Source organism: Thermomonas beijingensis (assembly GCF_020034655.1).
GTDB lineage: Bacteria > Pseudomonadota > Gammaproteobacteria > Xanthomonadales > Xanthomonadaceae > Thermomonas > Thermomonas beijingensis.
Genome location: NZ_JAIQDJ010000011.1, coordinates 46,366 through 64,264, shown reverse-complemented (window position 1 = coordinate 64,264; position 17,899 = coordinate 46,366). Strand labels below are relative to the sequence as shown.

20 protein-coding genes, 1 other RNA gene and 1 pseudogene are annotated in these 17,899 nt (G+C 60.3%); 8 read left to right on the top strand and 14 right to left on the bottom strand.

Annotated features, from left to right (window positions below):
• A partial coding sequence (locus K7B09_RS12490) for a helix-turn-helix domain-containing protein (RefSeq protein ID WP_223629067.1) occupies positions 1 to 103 on the bottom strand: 103 nt, incomplete at its 3' end.
• A gap of 131 nt (positions 104 to 234) precedes the next feature.
• On the opposite strand from K7B09_RS12490, the gene K7B09_RS12485 reads away from it, so the two are divergent.
• Complete coding sequence (locus K7B09_RS12485) at positions 235 to 558, top strand: hypothetical protein (RefSeq protein WP_223629791.1); 324 nt, start codon at positions 235 to 237, stop codon at positions 556 to 558.
• Between the two features lie 366 nt (positions 559 to 924).
• On the opposite strand, the pseudogene K7B09_RS12480 reads toward K7B09_RS12485, so the two are convergent.
• The 5 genes and pseudogenes from K7B09_RS12480 to K7B09_RS12460 form a co-directional block, all read right to left on the bottom strand.
• Positions 925 to 1,050, bottom strand: a pseudogene (locus tag K7B09_RS12480) (integrase core domain-containing protein); the annotation flags it as partial.
• Positions 1,051 to 1,218: 168 nt separating this feature from the next.
• Positions 1,219 to 1,571, bottom strand: a transfer-messenger RNA (tmRNA) gene (gene ssrA / locus K7B09_RS12475).
• 111 nt (positions 1,572 to 1,682) lie between these two features.
• The gene (locus K7B09_RS12470) at positions 1,683 to 1,916 is read right to left on the bottom strand and encodes a hypothetical protein (RefSeq protein ID WP_223629790.1); all 234 of its coding nucleotides are present in this window, start codon (positions 1,914 to 1,916) and stop codon (positions 1,683 to 1,685) included.
• 98 nt (positions 1,917 to 2,014) lie between these two features.
• The gene (locus tag K7B09_RS12465) at positions 2,015 to 2,554 is read right to left on the bottom strand and encodes a cytochrome b (RefSeq protein ID WP_223629789.1); all 540 of its coding nucleotides are present in this window, start codon (positions 2,552 to 2,554) and stop codon (positions 2,015 to 2,017) included.
• Between the two features lie 65 nt (positions 2,555 to 2,619).
• Positions 2,620 to 3,507 carry an acyltransferase gene (locus tag K7B09_RS12460; protein WP_223629788.1) on the bottom strand — a complete coding sequence of 296 codons (888 nt, stop codon included), beginning with the start codon at positions 3,505 to 3,507 and terminating at the stop codon, positions 2,620 to 2,622.
• A 124-nt stretch (positions 3,508 to 3,631) separates the two neighbouring features.
• On the opposite strand from K7B09_RS12460, the gene K7B09_RS12455 reads away from it, so the two are divergent.
• Positions 3,632 to 4,468 (top strand): class I SAM-dependent methyltransferase, encoded by an 837-nt coding sequence (locus K7B09_RS12455; RefSeq protein WP_223629787.1) that lies wholly within the window; start codon positions 3,632 to 3,634, stop codon positions 4,466 to 4,468.
• Between the two features lie 37 nt (positions 4,469 to 4,505).
• On the opposite strand, the gene deoD is transcribed toward K7B09_RS12455, so the two are convergent.
• From deoD to deoC, 3 genes are read right to left on the bottom strand one after another with little or no spacing between them, the layout of a single operon-like run.
• Positions 4,506 to 5,210, bottom strand: coding sequence for a purine-nucleoside phosphorylase (gene deoD, locus K7B09_RS12450; protein WP_223629786.1), 705 nt, complete (start codon positions 5,208 to 5,210; stop codon positions 4,506 to 4,508).
• The gene (locus K7B09_RS12445) at positions 5,207 to 6,421 is read right to left on the bottom strand and encodes a phosphopentomutase (protein WP_223629785.1); all 1,215 of its coding nucleotides are present in this window, start codon (positions 6,419 to 6,421) and stop codon (positions 5,207 to 5,209) included. Before K7B09_RS12445 ends, deoD begins: the two co-directional genes overlap by 4 nt.
• A gap of 2 nt (positions 6,422 to 6,423) precedes the next feature.
• Positions 6,424 to 7,155, bottom strand: a complete 732-nt coding sequence (deoC, locus tag K7B09_RS12440) for a deoxyribose-phosphate aldolase (RefSeq protein WP_223629784.1) — start codon at positions 7,153 to 7,155, stop codon at positions 6,424 to 6,426.
• A gap of 386 nt (positions 7,156 to 7,541) precedes the next feature.
• On the opposite strand from deoC, the gene K7B09_RS12435 reads away from it, so the two are divergent.
• A complete protein-coding gene (locus K7B09_RS12435; protein ID WP_223629783.1) occupies positions 7,542 to 8,036 on the top strand; it encodes a M35 family metallo-endopeptidase in 495 nt (164 codons plus the stop codon).
• Positions 8,037 to 8,122: 86 nt separating this feature from the next.
• Complete coding sequence (locus K7B09_RS12430) at positions 8,123 to 9,649, top strand: esterase/lipase family protein (protein ID WP_223629782.1); 1,527 nt, start codon at positions 8,123 to 8,125, stop codon at positions 9,647 to 9,649.
• A gap of 15 nt (positions 9,650 to 9,664) precedes the next feature.
• On the opposite strand, the gene K7B09_RS12425 is transcribed toward K7B09_RS12430, so the two are convergent.
• Entirely contained in the window at positions 9,665 to 10,000 is a 336-nt protein-coding gene (locus K7B09_RS12425) for a DUF3817 domain-containing protein (protein WP_223629781.1), read from the bottom strand.
• A 75-nt stretch (positions 10,001 to 10,075) separates the two neighbouring features.
• Positions 10,076 to 10,933 (bottom strand): PA4780 family RIO1-like protein kinase, encoded by an 858-nt coding sequence (locus tag K7B09_RS12420; RefSeq protein WP_223629780.1) that lies wholly within the window; start codon positions 10,931 to 10,933, stop codon positions 10,076 to 10,078.
• A 129-nt stretch (positions 10,934 to 11,062) separates the two neighbouring features.
• Here K7B09_RS12420 and K7B09_RS12415 point away from each other — a divergent pair, with 129 nt between their 5' ends.
• The 4 genes from K7B09_RS12415 (at position 11,063) to K7B09_RS12400 (ending at position 14,661) form a co-directional block, all read left to right on the top strand.
• A complete protein-coding gene (locus tag K7B09_RS12415; protein ID WP_223629779.1) occupies positions 11,063 to 11,785 on the top strand; it encodes an rRNA pseudouridine synthase in 723 nt (240 codons plus the stop codon).
• 105 nt (positions 11,786 to 11,890) lie between these two features.
• Positions 11,891 to 13,042 (top strand): SPFH domain-containing protein, encoded by a 1,152-nt coding sequence (locus K7B09_RS12410; RefSeq protein WP_223629778.1) that lies wholly within the window; start codon positions 11,891 to 11,893, stop codon positions 13,040 to 13,042.
• Between the two features lie 21 nt (positions 13,043 to 13,063).
• Positions 13,064 to 14,401, top strand: a complete 1,338-nt coding sequence (locus K7B09_RS12405) for a TFIIB-type zinc ribbon-containing protein (protein WP_223629777.1) — start codon at positions 13,064 to 13,066, stop codon at positions 14,399 to 14,401.
• A complete protein-coding gene (locus K7B09_RS12400; RefSeq protein WP_223629776.1) occupies positions 14,398 to 14,661 on the top strand; it encodes a hypothetical protein in 264 nt (87 codons plus the stop codon). The genes K7B09_RS12405 and K7B09_RS12400 overlap by 4 nt, the downstream gene beginning before the upstream one ends.
• Positions 14,662 to 14,724: 63 nt before the next feature.
• On the opposite strand, the gene K7B09_RS12395 is transcribed toward K7B09_RS12400, so the two are convergent.
• The 3 genes from K7B09_RS12395 to pyrC all read right to left on the bottom strand — a co-directional run bounded on the left by K7B09_RS12395 (position 14,725) and on the right by pyrC (position 17,883).
• Entirely contained in the window at positions 14,725 to 15,009 is a 285-nt protein-coding gene (locus tag K7B09_RS12395; protein ID WP_223629775.1) for a hypothetical protein, read from the bottom strand.
• Between the two features lie 126 nt (positions 15,010 to 15,135).
• On the bottom strand, positions 15,136 to 16,785 hold the full coding sequence (locus tag K7B09_RS12390) for a sensor domain-containing diguanylate cyclase (protein WP_223629774.1): 1,650 nt from the start codon (positions 16,783 to 16,785) through the stop codon (positions 15,136 to 15,138).
• 12 nt (positions 16,786 to 16,797) lie between these two features.
• Positions 16,798 to 17,883: a dihydroorotase gene (gene pyrC, locus K7B09_RS12385; protein ID WP_223629773.1), complete on the bottom strand. Its 1,086-nt coding sequence runs from the start codon at positions 17,881 to 17,883 to the stop codon at positions 16,798 to 16,800.
• Positions 17,884 to 17,899: the final 16 nt, after the last annotated feature.

Genomic DNA, 17,899 nt, shown 5'->3' with positions numbered 1-17,899 from the left:
GTGCACGCTCCAGCATCAGGGCAATGGATCTGATGCTGAAACAGGCTTCGTGCAGGGCGTGGATGCGATATCGTTCGTGCAGGTTCAGGCGGCTTGCGGCCATGGGCAACTCCACTTGGTGGTGAGGTTGCTCAGGCTAAACCGCCTGAACCCCTTTACCACCGCTGGTGTTGCGTTACGGAGTTGAACTCGCCCGGGCAAACATATCTAGGACGCGATTGCAGTACCGAATCAATGTATTGCATTGATTATTCCGGATATTTTTCAATAATCGCGCCAAAAAAATGCAGCAATATCGACAAGGGGCCGTGGAGAGTTGGTGATCTCTTGGTGACGGCTTTGGGTCTCGATTACCACACATCGACAACAATGTATGGAGTGAATCGAGGCGAGATGATTGCGTACACCTACTCGTGGGACGGAAATGGCATAGTCGGCTTGGTATTTGATTCCATCCACAAAGTGGCAAATGACAAAACTTTGGATGCCATAGGCTATCGTGATCCATCGATGTTCTACGAAAAAACGAGCGTGGCGAATTTTCTTCCCTGTGCCTGATTAGGGGAAAACAGAAAACAGGGGCACCATTTCAACAACAAGAACCGGGACACCCACCAATCAGTAGCTCCCTGATGCTTGGGTGGGTTTTCTCCGACCTGCGAAAGCAATTTGGGCGGTAACGGTTCCAGGTTCACTTCCTGACCGCCCATAACGCACAAGGCCCGCAACGCAAGTGGAATTAATGGAGTCAGGTACATTTATCGACAGCAAGCAAGTTGCGGCCTTTGTTGTATGCGATGCTGGTGGCGTGTATCTGTGCGAGAACGGGACGCCGGGCAGTTCAGCATTCCCTGCCCCGTAAACGTCCCGAAAGCTGAAACCCCACGGTAATCCCCCCGCTTTTAGCGGACAGCAAAAGTGGAGCTAGGCAGCGAGTGCCCGTTTTTGCATTGGGGTGATGCCGCCGAGCGCCATGTTGGGGCGCTCGTGGTTGTAAGTCCATAGCCAGCGGGTGGCCTTGTCCTGCACCTGCTCGATGGTGTCGAACAAGGTTACCGCGTGACCAGCAGAGAAAACGGAGAACAGAGAGGCGTCGGCGGGGGTGAAAACGCCACCTTCGCTGGGGTGGCGCTCGCGAGGCCATGCCCGGAAACCGCGCCAACAGTGGGGGAACGGGCAAAAAAAATCCCAACCGATGAGGGTTGGGATTTAGGGTATTGGTGGAGGTGGGGGGAATTGAACCCCCGTCCGAAGATGCTCCATGCCCGGCACTACATGCTTAGCGCGGTGTTTGGTCTCGAATGCCGGCAACACACCGTGCGAAGCACGCCGTCATCCACACCCGCTAAATTTTGGATCCGGTTGGCGGGTCGCCGCCGGAACCTATCCTGTGATGATGACCCTACATCCACGAGCACAGGCACAAGTGGGTTCGGGGCTAGGCCTTAAGCGGCCAGAGCGTAGTTGTCGTCGTTGGCAACTAGAGTTTTGCAGCTGGATTTACGAGGAAAGCTACCCCCTCGGCATGCGCCGTGCGATTTCGCTACCCCCGTCGAAGCCAGTGCACCCCCGGGAATGTCGCTATCACCGACTCTTGCAGTATAGGGACGCGGCGCGGATACACAAGTCAGCGCGTAACCGCGGTTCATCCTGCATCGGATTTTCCCTGTTCGCCAGTTTGCTCAGCCGCTGCAATCGCCACAACAAACCGATGGCTGCAATTCCACGCGGGTAGCCGTAATCCCCGTCTGTGCCAACACCGCTGCCAGCTCTTCGGCGTTGATCCATGCGGTTACCCGCAGCGCGCCATCGGTGGGGTCTTGATCCACCAACGCGGCCGGATCTGCCTCCCGAATGGCATCGTCAATCACGGCAAGATCAGGGGCCGCCGTGGCCAGCGTCACTCGATATTCCATGTCGTTTTTCCGTCAAACACGCGCGATGCAGCGTACGCGGAAGATTGTGCGCGCGCATCCACTGCCGTGAGTTGACCAAGGTCAAGCTTGCCCTACCCTCACAGCATCCGCTTCAGGGTGTCGTCATGACGGCCAAAATGGTGCCAAAGTGCCGCCAGGACGTGTGCACCGATGACCCAGTAAAACACTTCACCAATGGTGCCGTGCAAATCTTCCAGCTGGTGTGCCAGCTCTTCGTTTTCCGGCAATAGTGCCGGCAGCACGATGCTGGTAAACGGAATCATGATCTCTTTGCCATCGGTCCAGACCGTGGCCAGACCCAGCAGCGGCATCACGATGAAAAATGCGTACAGCACCAAATGCATCAACTTCGAAGCCATGCCGGTGATTTTGTCCAGCGGCGGCGTGATAGCCGGCGCACCGCCGCGCACGCGGGCGGCAAGCCGAACCCAAACCAGCAAGAAGATGCTGATGCCTACCCAGAAATGCCCCTGCATCATCGCAACACGGCCACCGCTACCACGAGGAAAGATGCCGCGCTGCTCAATCAGCACGTAGGCCAAGACAATCAAAATCGCCGTCAACCAATGCAGGCGACGCAATACCGGGGTGTAGCGCGGACGTGTAATGGCATTCATACGGTGATCTCCAAGGTGGAATATTTCGATCATGAGCGATGTCACGCGGAAATGGTTGACACCGATCAAGTCGCAGACTGAACCAGCAATTGATCGAGCCTTGCATCTTTGTCCTGCCACACGGTATTCATCCAGCGTTGGAAACGCACACGGAATTCGCGATCGTTCTGGTAGTCGCCGCCAATGAATTCCTGCGGAATCTCGCGCTGGCGCACATCCACCCGCACGACAGGAATCCGGTTCATCAACAGATCCAGCAGGGCGGGTTTGCCCGCAGGATAGGCGATGCTGACATCCAAGATGGCATGCAAGCCCTGCCCCATCGCATCCAGCACGAAGGCCACCCCACCCGATTTGGGTTTGAGCAGATGCCGATACGGTGAGTCTTGTTTGGCATGCTTGTCGGACGTGAACCGGGTGCCTTCCACAAAATTCATGATGGCAATCGGAATGGCACTGAATTTCTCACACGCACGCCGGGTGGCAGCGATATCGCGGCCAGCCAGCGCCGGATTCCTGGCCACTTGCTTGGGGCTGTAGCGGCCCATGAACGGGAAATCCAGTGCCCACCATGCCAGCCCCAGCAATGGCACCCAAAACAGTTGCCGCTTCAGAAAAAAACGCAGCAATGGAATGCGCCGGTTGAAGGCTTTTTGCAAGGTCAGAATGTCCACCCAGCTCTGGTGATTGGCCAACACCAGATAGTGCCCCCCCATGTGAAACCCGCTGTCACCGGAAAGTTGCAGGCGGGTATCGGTGAGATGGGTCCACATCCAGTTGTTTACCCCTATCCAGCTTTCGGCCAGTCCGCTCAACAGCGGGTTGCAAGCAATGCGGAAGCGCGGCAATGGCAGCATGGCCTTGATCAATGCCAGCAGCAACAACGGAAGAACATGAACAATTGTGCTGACCGCCACGATCAGGGCGATCAAAACAAGACGAAGGACACGCATAAGCTCTCGGTGCAGATCCAGATGCCCCTATTGTCCAGTGGAATCGACCTTGGGTCACGCCCAGCGCGACGCTTCCAGCAAATAATCCATCTGCAAGTGCTCCACCACCCCGTATCATTTGCATATGCGCCACCTGCCAACCCCGCTACTCACTCACTCCATCGCGACTGCCCTATTGACGTCGCGTGATGCCGGCAACAACTGCTGGCAAGGTTCGTTTGATCTGGGTCGAAGCGTGGAAACCGTGGCTTTGGATGCCGAAGGCTGGCAATGGCGTGGGCAACACCTGCCCTACCCCGGCAAACCAAAAGAACGCACGCTTTACTACTTCGATGGCGAAGCGTTTGCCCCCATTTCGCGCTATGCCGGCAAGTTGATCAAATTGGTACCTACCGAATGGAATGTGCCGACATTCGAAATCGACGGCATCAAGATGCTGCCCACCGCAAAGGAATCGCCGCTGGATGATGCGCGCCGCAAAGTAGCGCTGGTGCAACCTGCAGGCAAAGTCGTGCTGGATACCTGCGGTGGGCTGGGTTATTTCGCGCGTTGCTGCCTGGATGCCGGTGTTGCCCGCATGCAATCCTTCGAAAAGAACGAGGATGTGCTGTGGCTGCGCACGCTTAACCCGTGGTCACCTGACCCCGACCACAGCGATGACCGATTGCACTTGACCCATGCCGATGCAGCTGAGGCGATTACCCGAATGCCTGATGCCAGCTTTGATGCCGTACTGCATGATCCGCCGCGATTTGGCATCGCAGGCGAGCTTTATTCACAAGCGTTCTACGACCAACTGGCTCGCGTACTCAAACGCGGTGGGCGATTATTCCACTACACCGGTAGCCCCAACAAACTGACCTCCGGCCGTGACGTGCCCCGCGAAGTGGCACGCCGCTTGCAGATCGCCGGCTTCCGCGCCGAACTGGCGTTGGATGGCGTGCTTGCCGTGCGCAAATAACACGTGTAGTCCATATCGGGCAACCTGCGCCTGGCGCCTATTGAATAGCGCTGGCCAACGCCAATTTCGCAATGCGTACCAAGCCCTGTTCACGTTCGATGGCCGGCATGGTTGCGCCCGTCTCCAGGTGATCGCTGACGGCGAGGATGGCCAGCGCTTGGAAGCCCTCCCGCATTGCCAGGCCGTACAGGCCGGCGGTTTCCATTTCGATGCCGCAGATCCGGTGCTTGTGCAGCAGTCTCAGTATTTCCGGATCCCCGTCGTAAAAGCAATCGGTACTGAATACATTGGCGACACGCACGGACAAGCCTTGCGCTTGACCCGCCTGCACGGCACGTTGCAGGAGCCCGAAATCGGCACATGCCGAAAGATCATGGCCGCCAAACTGCATGCGGTTGAAACGAGAATCCGTGCTGCCCGATTGCGCCAACAACACATCGCCGACCGCAACATCACCAATGCCGCCGCAAGTGCCCACGCGAATGATGGTGCGTACCCCAAAACCGCGGGCGAGCTCGGTGACGTAGATGGCCGTGGAGGGGATCCCCATGCCACCCCCCAGGATGGTCACGCGCTGCCCATTGTATTGGCCGGTGTAGCCCAGCATGTTGCGCCGCGCATTGATTTGATGAGGTGCAGCAAGCAAGGCGCCAGCAAGAAAGCGGGCGCGCAGCGGATCGCCAGGCAGCAATACGGTGTCGGCGATGGTGCCGGGTTCGGCTTCGATGTGCAGGGTTGTCATGCGGCTTGACTTGTCAAGAAACAGCGGCCTGCCGATAACGCCGACAAGCCCAGATGGGTGGCAATGCCTTGGCCCAAATCGGCAAAACTCGACCGCTTGCCAAGTGCACGCGGAGCCAGCCCGGGGCTATACGCCAGCAGCGGTACTTGCTCGCGGGTGTGATCACTGCCCGGCCATGTGGGATCGCAGCCGTGGTCGGCACTGAGCAGCAACAGGTCATCGGCGCGCAGGTGCTCGAGTAATTGCGGCAGACGCGCATCGAAGTGCTCCAGCGCGGCGGCATAGCCAAAAACATCGCGGCGATGCCCGTACACGCTATCGAAGTCGACGAAATTGGTGGCAATCAATGCCCCATCGCCCGCTTGCGTCAACGCGTCAAGGGTGGCATCAAACAATGCATCATGACCACTGGCATGCACGCTACGGCCAACCCCTTGCGCCGCAAAAATATCCGAGATTTTGCCGACCGCAATCACCTCGCCGCCTGCGGCACGCACGGCATCCAACAGCGTGGGTGCCGGCGGAGGTAGTGCATAGTCACGGCGGTTGCCGGTGCGCTGGAAACCGGTTGCGGCAGCGCCGATAAACGGACGGGCAATGACACGCCCTATGTTGTACGGCGCCAGCAGGGCGCGCGCCAATTCACATAGCGTCAGCAGCCGCTGTAAGCCGAAACCCTGCTCGTGCGCTGCAATTTGAAACACCGAATCGGCCGATGTGTACACAATCGGCTTGCCGGTGGCGATGTGTTCGGCCCCCAGTCGATCAAGAATTTCAGTACCCGACGCGTGGCAGTTGCCCAACACGCCGGGCAGTTGCGCAGCGTCCACCAATGCCGCCAACAACTCGGGCGGGAAGCTGTTTTGCGGCGCATCAAACACACCGAATGGGCGATCCAACACCACGCCCGCGCTTTCCCAATGCCCCGACGGCGTGTCCTTGCCGCAGGCCTGCTCGGCCATGCAGCCCCACAGCGCGACCGGTGCAGGCGCTGCAGCAAACACCGCAGCCACCTGCCCGCCAGCCAAGGCATGCGCCGCTGGCAAGCCCAACCGTGTGAGATTAGGCAGCTGCAACGGCCCACGCGGTGCCGCCGCACACGCCGCTGCGATATGCCCGAAAGTATCGGCACCTGCGTCGCCGTATGCATCCGCATCCGGGGCATGGCCAATCCCCAGCGAATCCAGTACCAGCCAAATCGCACGCGCCATGCTCAGTGCCCCAACTCTGCCACGATGGCATCAAACAACGCACTGGCACCGATCCGAAAGCGCATCGGAGCTGCCCAAGCCGATCCCAGTTTGGCATCGACCAACGCCAAATACTGCTGCGCTTCGCCCAGCGTGCGAATCCCCCCGGCAACCTTGAGCCCACACTGCCCGCCACGCTCGGCAATCGCATCCAGCATCAATGTGGCTGCCGGCAACGTGGCATTGACTGGCACTTTGCCGGTGGATGTTTTGAGGAAATCCACCCCTGCATCCAACCCGATCGCGCTTGCATCGCGGATCAATGCAGGGCTGGCCAACTCGCCGGTTTCCAAAATCAATTTCAAGGTGATGCCGGTTCCGCAGGCTTGCCGGCAGGCCTCCACACCCGCTTTGGCACGCGCGGCATCGCCTGCCCTCAACGCCCGCCACGCCAATACCATGTCGATTTCATCGGCACCAGCCGCAACCGCACGACGGGTTTCCCGATGCACCCGCTGCGGGTCATCGCCACCTTCCGGAAAGTTCACCACGCTGGCAATCTTGATCGGTGTCCCGGCCAATGCTTCACGCGCACTGGTGACGTGCTCGGGGTACACGCACACCGCCGCAGGCTGGCCATACGGTGTGCACGCCGATGCACACAGGGCGCGAATCCTGATCGGACTATCGTCCTCCCCCAAACTGGTGAGGTCCAACAGCGCCAGCAAGCGGCTGGCAAGGAGTGATTGCGGCATGAACGAACACTCGAGACTGGCGAGTGCGCCAGCGTAAGCAGTTGCCGACTGGCAAGTCTTGATTTGGGACAAATTCACGCAGGTTCACCCGCCCACCCGCTGCTGGCGCAATGCCGGGTGCCGCAACGACTCCCCATTCACGAAGCCATCGCTGTCCGCTCGCCACCGATGCCTGCGTTAACCCCGGTACGGCAATGCATTCCGGAGTTCCGGACTTGCGCCCCGCAATCGCAGCGACCGGTATCGGTCCAGCGGATGCATGCCGATTCCCCCGACATTTAAGGAGTACACCGATGGGATTCAACTGTTCTGGACTTGGCCCGGCCGATCAACAAATCTTGATAAATCTGCAGCCCACCATCATTGGAACCTTGCGTGGTGCTGCCATGAAGATCCAGCAAGGCGGTGGACGCGCTGAAAGCAAGAAATGGTTCGGGGATGACAGCAACCAATGGATGAGTGAGCTGGGGCCGAAGTTGTCGATGCTGGCCAGCATGATCAATGTCAAGCCCATCGACGTGCATTTTTCGAAGCTGCAAAAGCGCTGTGGTGGCGAATTTGCGGCGGCAAAAATGCCGTTGGATGGCTGGCAGGATTTCACCGATGGGCAGAAACCGATGAGCCAGGCCGAAGGTCAGAATTTCCGCATCATTCTCAATTTGAGCTGGAATTCATCGCCACTCTATCGGCCATTCAAACGCCCGGCAGACAGTAAATTCCAGACCATGGTGCATGAGTGCACGCATCTGTTCCTGAACACCGATGACGATGCTTATGGCGTGCCCATGTGCGAAGTCACCGCCGCCCGTACCCCCGCCATTGCCAAGAAAACCGCTGATTGCTGGGGCTATTTCGTGGAGGAGTTTCGCAGTCAGGGCTGACCTGCCGACAATGCAGGCCTTGCAATGCCTCGCCAATGGCATTGCAAGGTCGATCGCAACCCTCACCGCATGCATGGATGCCCGTCATGGCCAAGCTTGAACGCCCGTTTTTTCCGATCATCTACGTGCGCGGTTACGCGATGACGCGCGATGAAATCGTGCAGACCACCTCGACGCCATATATGGGGTTCGAGGCTGGTTCGACCAAGGTGCGGCAGGCGCAGGATGGCAGCATCGTCAAGTTTGTCTTCGAATCGCCGTTGGTGCGATTGATGAAGGACTACAACTACCGCGACGTCTATGCCGCCGGTGCCGAACAAGCCGACAAGCTGCCGGCGCGTAGCTTGGTCATCCACCGCTATTACGATGAGGCCGACCCTGCATTTGGCAATGGCAAGACTCCGTCCATCCCGGAAGCTGCCGCGGCGCTGGGGCAACGCATTGCACGTTTGCGTGACAGCGTATGTGGCGACGATACCGAGGCGCGCAAAGCGTTCAAGGTGTATCTGGTTGCACACTCGATGGGCGGGTTGATTTGCCGTTGCCTGTTGCAAAACCAGGACGTGGCCAGCGCTGAAATTCGTGGCCTGGTGGACAAGGTGTTCACCTATGCCACGCCGCATAACGGCATCGAATTGGGCGGAATGAATGTGCCCAGCTTCTTGTCGATGAATGACATGGACAACTTCAGCCGCCCGCGCATGGCCGAGTATTTGCAGACCGCGCCCGATCAGGTCAACACGCTGGGCAATTCAGGCTTCCCCGCGGCGCGGCTGTTTTGCCTGATCGGCACCAATAGCCGCGACTACGCCGTGGCACATGGCCTGTCGTCGATGGCGGTAGGACAAATGAGCGATGGCTTGGTGAAAATCGAGAATGCGTATGTGGCGGGTTGTCCGCGCGCATTCGTCAACCGCAGCCACAGCGGATTTTTCGGCATTGTCAATTCCGAGGAGGGCTACCAGAATCTGGTGCGCTTCCTCTTCGGGGACATGGCTGCCACTGGCCGGTTGCAGTTCAAAGCCCTGCCCTTTCCACCGGAGGTCGAACGTGCGCGCAAACAAGGCAAGCACATCCAAACCGCCTACTACATCGAGACTACGGTTGCCCCACGCGGGGCCTACACCTACGAACTGACGGCGCGCAACAAGGCACAGGAAAGCGCGGTACGCCGCCAGTATGACGAGCTGTTTGATGCTGCTGGCAACCTGATGCCGGATGCGCGCTCGCCAACCCTGTTTTCCGTGTTCCTGGACAGCTCGAAAATTCTGGCGGGCAGTGAAGTCGCGTTTTCAATCGACCTGGCAGTGTTGAATGCCGGTTATGAAATCGATGGTGTACTGTTCCTGAAACAGCATATCCCGGGCGAATACCTGTTCCGCGATACCGTGGTGTTGTTTGCCAAACGCGAGGACAACGGCCAGTGGGCGTTGCGCTATGTGCTAACCGGTGATCATTGGGCCACCGATAAAAAATCGGCCACGGCATTGGCCAGCCTCGGCAGCCATGCCGCCAGCGTCAACATGGCATCTGCAACCCAATTCAGCATTCCGTTGGCCTCGACCAAGGGCTTCCAAGCGGAACTGGTGGTCTCCCTGGCGGCATGGGTGTGATGCTTTGCCGCTGGTCTATGCCGACCGCGGCGCCAGCAAGCCGCGCTTGCGATACCACAACTCCAACGGCAGCGTGAACAACGGGGGTATCGCCGCGAACAAGGCCAACAGCAGCGCCCACAGCGGCCAGCGCAATTGTGTCCCGGCAACAAGGGCAACCACCACATAACCGATAAAGGCCAGCCCATGCAGGCGGCCAAACAACCACACGCCCAGATCCGTGCTGCCGCTGCCGTACTTCAAATACATGCCTGCCAACAGGCCGGCCCAGGTGAAGGCTTCGATCAAGGCAATCGCTGCAAATGCCTTGCCTGCCCAAGTTGTTGTCGATGCTGCTGGTGCTGTTGTCATGCCTGTTGCGTCCTCGTATGCAGGGGGGGCTTGTGCGTGTTCGATTTCAACCTCATCTGGCTACGCCAGCGGACATCAGTCCATCTCGGCCGCCGCTTCGCGGCCTTGTTGGCGAATTAGGGCTTCTTCACGCGCATCGTTGATGGCATGCCGCACCCCCTCCAGGTCTGGCTTGGTGGTGTCGTGCACGAACGTACCGGTCAATTCGGTGTCCGGGTGCAATTCACCGGCCTCGTACAACGCCCACATCTCTTCGCCGTACCATGTATCCAGCAGCTCCGGCGCCCACGCACCCAAACTGGCGGTAAGGTTGTTGACATCGCGCAGCAGCATGCTGCGCGATGCATTGTTGCCGGCGGCGCTGACCACCTGCGGGAAATCGATGATCACGGGGCCGTCGGGACCCACCAGTACGTTGTATTCCGACAAATCGCCGTGAATCAGCCCCACGCAGAGCATGTTCACCACTTGCCGCATCAGGCAACGATGAAAGTCGCAGGCTTGGGCGTGCGACAGCTCCACTTCACCCAGCCGCGGTGCCGAATGTCCATCGGCATCCACTATCAGTTGCATCACCAATACGCCGTGGAAATAGCCGTAGGGCTCGGGCACGCGCACACCGGCATCGCGCAACTGGTACAGCGCGTCCACCTCGGTGTTCTTCCAGGCGGTTTCCTGCTGCTTGCGGCCGTATTTGCTGGCCTTGCCAATCGCGCGCGCCTCGCGGCTGCCGCGTACCTTGCGTCCTTCCTGATATTGCACGCGCTGCTGGAAACTGCGCTGCGCCATGTCTTTGTAGACCTTGGCGCAACGGATCTGATCGCCCGCGCGCACCACATAGACCGCCGCTTCCTTGCCGCTTTTCAAGGGCCGCAGCACCGCATCGATCACGCCATCGTCGATCAAGGGTTGCAGGCCGGTGGGAGTTTTCATGCCATCTCGAAGTTCAAGAGTAAGGCGCAGGCCGGAAAACCCTGTGCGCCAGCGAAGGGTTGCAGCAATAGAGTGCCTGATCGCTACACTGCCTGTCCTGAATCACGCGCCAGTCACCCGAGAACCTGCATGCCCACTCCCATTCGACTGGCCAAATACGTGGCCGACCTGGCCCATTGTTCGCGGATCGAAGCCGAGCAATACATCAAGAATGGCTGGGTGTCGGTGGATGGCCGCGTCAGCGAAGACCCGGCGCTACCGGTGCTGGGCAATACCGTGGTGCTGGATGCCGCCGCGCAATTGGAGGCCATTGAACCGGCCACCGTGCTGCTGCACAAGCCTGCCGGCTACGACACCATCAGCGGCCGCAACATGGCCGCCGCTCTGGTGCAGGCGGGCAACCACTGGCCCGAAGACCCGTCCGGCGTGCGCGTGCTGGAACGCCACTTCCAACGGCTGACGCCATTGGTGCCGCTGGATGCCGAAGCCAGCGGCCTGATGGTGCTGACCCAGGATGGCCGCGTGTGGCGGCGATTGACCGAAGACGGCGACGCGATCGAACAGGAATTCGTGGTGGAAGTCAGCGGCAACATCGCCCCGTACGGGCTGCGCAAACTCAACCATGGCCTGCATTACAACGGCCGCGCACTGCCGCCCTGCAAGGTGAGCTGGCAAAACGAAATTCGCCTGCGGTTTGCCCTCAAGGGCGTACAAGGCGGACAGTTGCGGGATATGTGCGCACAAGTGGGGCTGGACGTGGTGGCCATCCGCCGCCTGCGCATCGGCAAGGTTGCACTGGCCAAAATGCCGGTGGGCCTGTGGCGCTACCTGCCGGTGGGGGAACGGTTCTAACACTTTGAGTCTATCCCCCTTCGCACACTGGCCCTGTGGCCCCGAAATGTGTAGTTTGTCGAACAACGCGGGACCCCCCGCAGCCACGAATCACGGAGAGATGTCATGGGTCTTATTCAAGCGGTGAAAGGTGCAGTCGGCGGCATGCTGGGTGACCAGTGGAAGGACTTCTACACCATTCCCGATGGCCTGCCGCCCACCGCGGCGCTGTTTGCCGCGGTTCCCCACGGCACCAATGCCGGGCGTGGCTCCAACACGCATGGCTCGTCCAACATCATTACCAATGGCTCGAAGATCATCGTGCCGGAAGGCTACGGCCTGCTGCTGTTCCAGGACGGCAAGATCACCGGATTTGCGGCCGAAGCCGGCGGCTATGAATGGAAATCGGACGACCTCAATTCGAAGTCGATCTTCTCCGGCGACGGCATCGTCGATTCGCTGATCATGCAAAGCTGGGAGCGCTTCAAGTTCGGCGGCCAACCCGGCTCGCAGCAAGCTGCGTACTTCGTATCCCTGAAGGAGCTGCCAGACAATCGCTTCGGCACGCAGTCGGAGATCTATTGGGACGACGCGTTCTTGAACACGCAGGTCGGCGCGGTGACACGCGGCTCGTACACGATGAAGATCGTGGATCCCATTTTGTTCGTGAAAAACTTTGTGCCGGCCGCGTATCTGCAACCGGGCCAGGTGTTCGACTTCACCGACATCGACAACGCCGCAGCCAGCCAATTGTTCAACGAAGTGGTGGGCTCGCTGGCGCCGGCATTCAGCCTGTACTCCAACGATCCCAGCAAGGGCAACCGCATCAGCAAGCTCCAGCAGGATTCGATCGGGTTTGCCAAGAGCCTGTCGGAGGCGGTGGAAAACGCCTACCAATGGAAGTCCGACCGCGGCTTGATGATTGCCAAAACCGCGATCATCTCGATTGAGTACGACGCCAACACCAAGGAACTGCTCAAAACCGTGCAGCGCGCCGATGCGCTGTCGGGTGCACGCGGCAATTCCAACCTGCAGGCCAGCGTGGCCGCAGGGATGCAGGCCGCCGGCGAGAACGGCGGCGCAGCCGGCATGATGGGCATTGGCATGGCCAGCGGCATGATGGGCGGCATGGCGGGTTTGCAGCAGCCAGTCGCCCCGCCCGCCCCGGCGGCTGACGACCCAATTGCGAAGCTGAAGAAGGCCAAGGAAATGCTGGATCTGGGCCTGATTTCGCAAGCCGATTACGACGCCCTGAAAGCCAAGGCGCTGGGCCTGTAAGCCACCTATCAGGTCATCACCATGTCCAACACCACTCCCCCGCCGCCGCTGCCCCCCAGCGGCGCGGGCTCCCCCCCGCCGATGCCAACCGGCCCGGGTTCACCGCGCGATGTCCCGCCGTTGCCGGGCAGCTCGCCGATTGACCCGGCAACCCTGCCCAAACCGCTGCGCGATGAAATCCTGGCCCCCGATCCGGTGGCCATCGACACCGCTGCGGAAGAGCTGAAGGACGGTGCCAATCACTGCCCCAAATGCGGTGCCACTGATATCAAGCAGCGCCCCGGCACGGACTTGCTGATCTGCCTGTACTGCCGCAATGAATGGCATGGCGCACGGGTGGAAGAAGAGTTCGGGTTGGGCGAAAACATCGACCAACTCAACAGCACGGTGATTGCCTCTGGCGCGCAGAACATCGCCGCTGATGTCAGCGCAGTGATGACCTACAAATGCACCGGCTGCGGTGCTGAAGTGACGGTCAATACCGAAAATGCGATGACCGCGCGTTGCCACTGGTGCCGGCATGTGTTCGGCGTCAACGAGCAAATCGCCAATGGCGCGGTGCCCGATGCCGTGTTGCCGTTCCACATCAAGAAAGATGATGCCGTGGCACGCATTCGTCAATTCGTGGACAAACGCAAATTCCTCGCACTGAAAGCGTTCAAGGAACAATTCACGCCGGAAAACGTGGTAGGCGTGTACCTGCCGTACATGATCGTGGATAGCAACGCGAGTGCCGATGTGGCCGGCATGGCCGAAATCAAAACCCGCGAATACACCCGTGGCAGCGACAACGACAAAAAGACCTACTACGATGCCGATGTGTACCAAGTAGCGCGGCATGTGGACTTCACCGTGGACGATTTGCCGCTGGAGTCCTCCAGCGAACGCGGCAACCTCAACACTGGCGTCAACACCAACAACATCATCAATACCATCCTGCCGTTTGACACCAAGAACGCAGTGAAGTGGAACGCCTCGTATCTTTCCGGCTTCACGTCAGAAAAGCGTGATTTGGATGTAGAACAACTGCGGCCGCATCTGGAAGATCAGCTACTCTCCATCGCGCGTGCGCAGGTGGAAGACTCGGTGAGCGGATACGACCGCGGTGTGCGTTGGGAACAAGAGCGCCTGCAAGTGCATGGCTCGCGTTGGGTGGCGATGTATCTGCCGGTCTGGCTGTATTCCTACCATCAGCCCGGTGCCAATGGCGGCATGCTGCACTACATCGCGGTGAACGGCCGCACCGGCGAAACCATGGGCAGCGTGCCGATCCAGCAATGGAAGCTGCTGGCCACCGCCCTCAGCGTGGGCACCTTGCTTGAAGTCATCGCACTTTGGATTGTGGGGCATTCGTCATGAGCGACGGTGGACTTGAACTGCTTGCACTCGGCCCAGCCGGTGCCGCCGGGCTGTACTGGTACTTGTATCGGTACTACCGCAATACCGACAAATCCCACGCCTTTGAACGTGAAACCCAGGTCGAAGCCAAACCGGTGACCGGTGCCGAAAACGACCGCAAAGTCGATGAGGTCAAAGGCACGCGCAACAAACGCATCGAAGACGATAACGTGCACGACTATCGCGAGCGCGTGCAGCGACTAGGTGGGGACTCGTCCTGATTGAGCCGGGTTGCATCCACGTGGGAAACAGCGCACCTGCCCATCACCCGGGCAGGTGTTTGTTTATCCGCGTGCACCGAGTTCCCGCTCGGCGATAGCGGCTGCAGCTTGCAAGGCATTGGCATACGTGCTGCGAATCCGCCCCGCATCATCGGCAGCCGCTTGCAGTCCTTGGGCGTACGCAGACAGCAACTCGCGGGCGTTGTACTGGTGGCCAAGGTCATTGATTGTCTTTGCCACGGCATCGCGCAGATACCAGTCGATATTGACCCCTGACTCGGCCTGCTTGGCCAGATCCATTATGCGCAACACATGCGGAGTGACCAGACCAACAACAGTGGCTTTCATACAGTCGACCTATGGGGGATGCCGAACCGGGAAGATACCCTACACACGCCGGTGGCACCTGACTGGCAGTTCAGCCAATCAAACGTCAGCCCCAAATGCCGCCGGGCAACGAATGCAATGCCGTATTCAGCCAAGCCATTTTTCAGCATCTTCCCCTGCAAACACGCATACCCCCAATGCCCCACTCTTGGCCCGGTACATGGCGGTGTCCGCAGCGCGCAGATAGGCATCGATGCTGGTCAGGCCGGATGCGCTGCTGACCAAACCGATACTCGCGCTGATGACCACGGTGTGCGCGTCGATCAGGTACGGCTGGTCCAGCGCAGCCGCAATCTGGCAAGCGCGGTCGGCGGCTTCGGCGGGGTCGATGGACTCCAACAGCACGTTGAACTCATCGCCACTCATGCGAGCGACCAGATCAACCGCTCGCACGCAGGCTTCGAGCCGGCGCGCCACTTGCTGCAATAGCTGGTCGCCCACAGGGTGCCCGTGGCTGTCATTGACCGCCTTGAACCCGTTGAGATCCAGCAACAGCACGGCGAACGTCGTGCGGCCCTCGCCGGCCGGCCCGCCATCACCATCCGCCAGCGCGTTCCGATGCAGCGCGATGACATGTGCGAGGCGATCGCGGAACAACGGCCGGCCGGGCAAGTTGGTCAGGGCATCGTAGGAACTGCCGCGTTCGGCCAAGTCGCTCAACGAGCCGGCCATGCGCACGGCCACGCCATCTTCGAACTGGGCGAGCCCACGCCAATTGACCCAGAGCAGCCGCCCTGAGCCGTGAATCGCACGGAAGTCCACCGAAAAGTTCGGGCTGCTTCCCGCCAGATGGCTGCGGTAGGCCGTCTGCACGCGCCCGCGATCCTCGGGATCGATCAGCTGCGCAAGAAAGCGCCAACCACCGTCATGCACGTGATCGATATCGCCCAGCCCGACGATCTGGTGAAAGCGTTCGGACACGTGCAGGACGTCCGTGCGCAGGTCCCAATCCCAGATGCCGTCATTGGATCCGCGCGTCGCCAGCGAATAGCGGTTGTCGGAGCGCAGCAACTCGAGTTCGGTGTTCTTCTGCCGGGTGACGTCGATCATCAGGCCGATCATCCGGTTCGGCCGCCCCGGCTCAACCACTGCGCGGCACAGATCGCGCACCCACACCACCCTGCCGGACTTGGCAATCAGCCGGTAGCTCATTTCGTAGGCATGGCTATGCGTGGCGTTGTAGGCGGCATCATCGATGCGCATCGCCTCCGCCAGATCATCGGGATGCACATGCGCCCGCCAAAAGCCCGGGTCAGCCCGCCACTCCTCCACCGAGTAGCCGAACAGCCGTTCCACCTGCGGGCTCAGGAAGGTATTGCCCACGCCGATTTCAGCTTCCCACACCACGCCATCAATGGTTTCCAGCAGGCGCAAGAAGCGCTGACGGACCTCCACCAGCACTTGCTCGGTGACCTCGGTAATTTCAATGAGCACGCCCTGGCGGCTGATCACCCGATCCACCGCGTCGGTTTCCGGGTGAAGCTGCAAGCGCACCCAGTGATAGTCCGCGTTGGCAAATCGCAGCCGGAACACCGGCATGCCCGCGCGCAAGGTGCCGATGTCGTCAGGATGCACGAATTCAAGCAGCGACCTGCCGAGCGCCGCCTCCTGCGCATGGCCGGTGCGCGTATGCCACGCCGGATTTAGGTAGGTGATCTGCCATAGTGCATCGGTTTGCACCACCGCCTCGGGCAGCAGCTGCAGCAGGTGGCCGGACGGCGTGGAGGGGTTGGACATACGGAACTATAGTCAGCGCAGCGCAACCGTCCAGCCCAGGGTTTCCCCTGGCGCCAGTGGCACCAGGGTGCGCTCGCCATACGGCAACTCGCTGGGGATCGCCCAGTCCTGTTTGCGTAGCGTCAGCGTGCCGGTATTGCGTGGCAGGCGGTAGAAGTCGGCACCGAAATGACTGGCGAAACCCTCCAACCGCTGCAGCCGGCCAGCCGCCTCGAATGCCGTGGCGTACAGCTCCAGCGCGTGCAAGCCGGTGTAGCAGCCAGCGCAGCCGCAGTCGGCTTCCTTGTCGCCGCGTGCATGCGGGGCCGAATCGGTACCCAGAAAGAACCGCGCATCGCCGCTGGTTGCCGCATCCAGCAGCGCTTGGCGATGCCGCTCGCGCTTGAGTACCGGCAAGCAGTAGTAATGCGGGCGGAGGCCGCCGGTAAAAATGGCATTGCGGTTGTACAGCAGGTGATGCGCGGTGATCGTTGCGGCGATATCGCCACCGGAATCACGCACATAGTCCGCCGCATCCCGGGTGGTGATGTGCTCCAACACCACGCGCAGGCCGGGGAAATCACGGCGCAGCGGAATGAGGATGTTGTCGATGAACATCTTTTCGCGGTCGAAGATGTCGATCTGGCGGTCGGTCACTTCGCCGTGCACCGCCAGCACCATGCCGGTTGCCTGCATCGCCTCCAGCGCCGCGCAGGCGTGCTTCAAGTCCGTCACGCCGGAATCGGAATTGGTGGTGGCACCGGCCGGGTACAACTTCACCGCATGCACCAGGCCACTGGCCTTGGCGCGTTGGATTTCCTCAGCTGGCGTCTTGTCGGTGAGGTACAGCGTCATCAGCGGCTCGAAGTCCGAGCCGGCCGGCCGCGCCGCCAGGATGCGCTCGCGATACGCCACAGCCAGTGCCGTGGTGGTCACCGGCGGCCGCAGATTCGGCATCACGATGGCGCGGCGAAACTGCTTTGCCGTATGCTGCAGCACCGCCTGCAACAGCGCATCGTCGCGCAGGTGCAGATGCCAGTCGTCGGGCCGGGTCAGGGTCAGCGTGGTACCCGCGGGGACCTGTGCGGGATCGGGAACATGGTGGGCAAGCGTGGGCATGGAGGCTCCGGGGCCG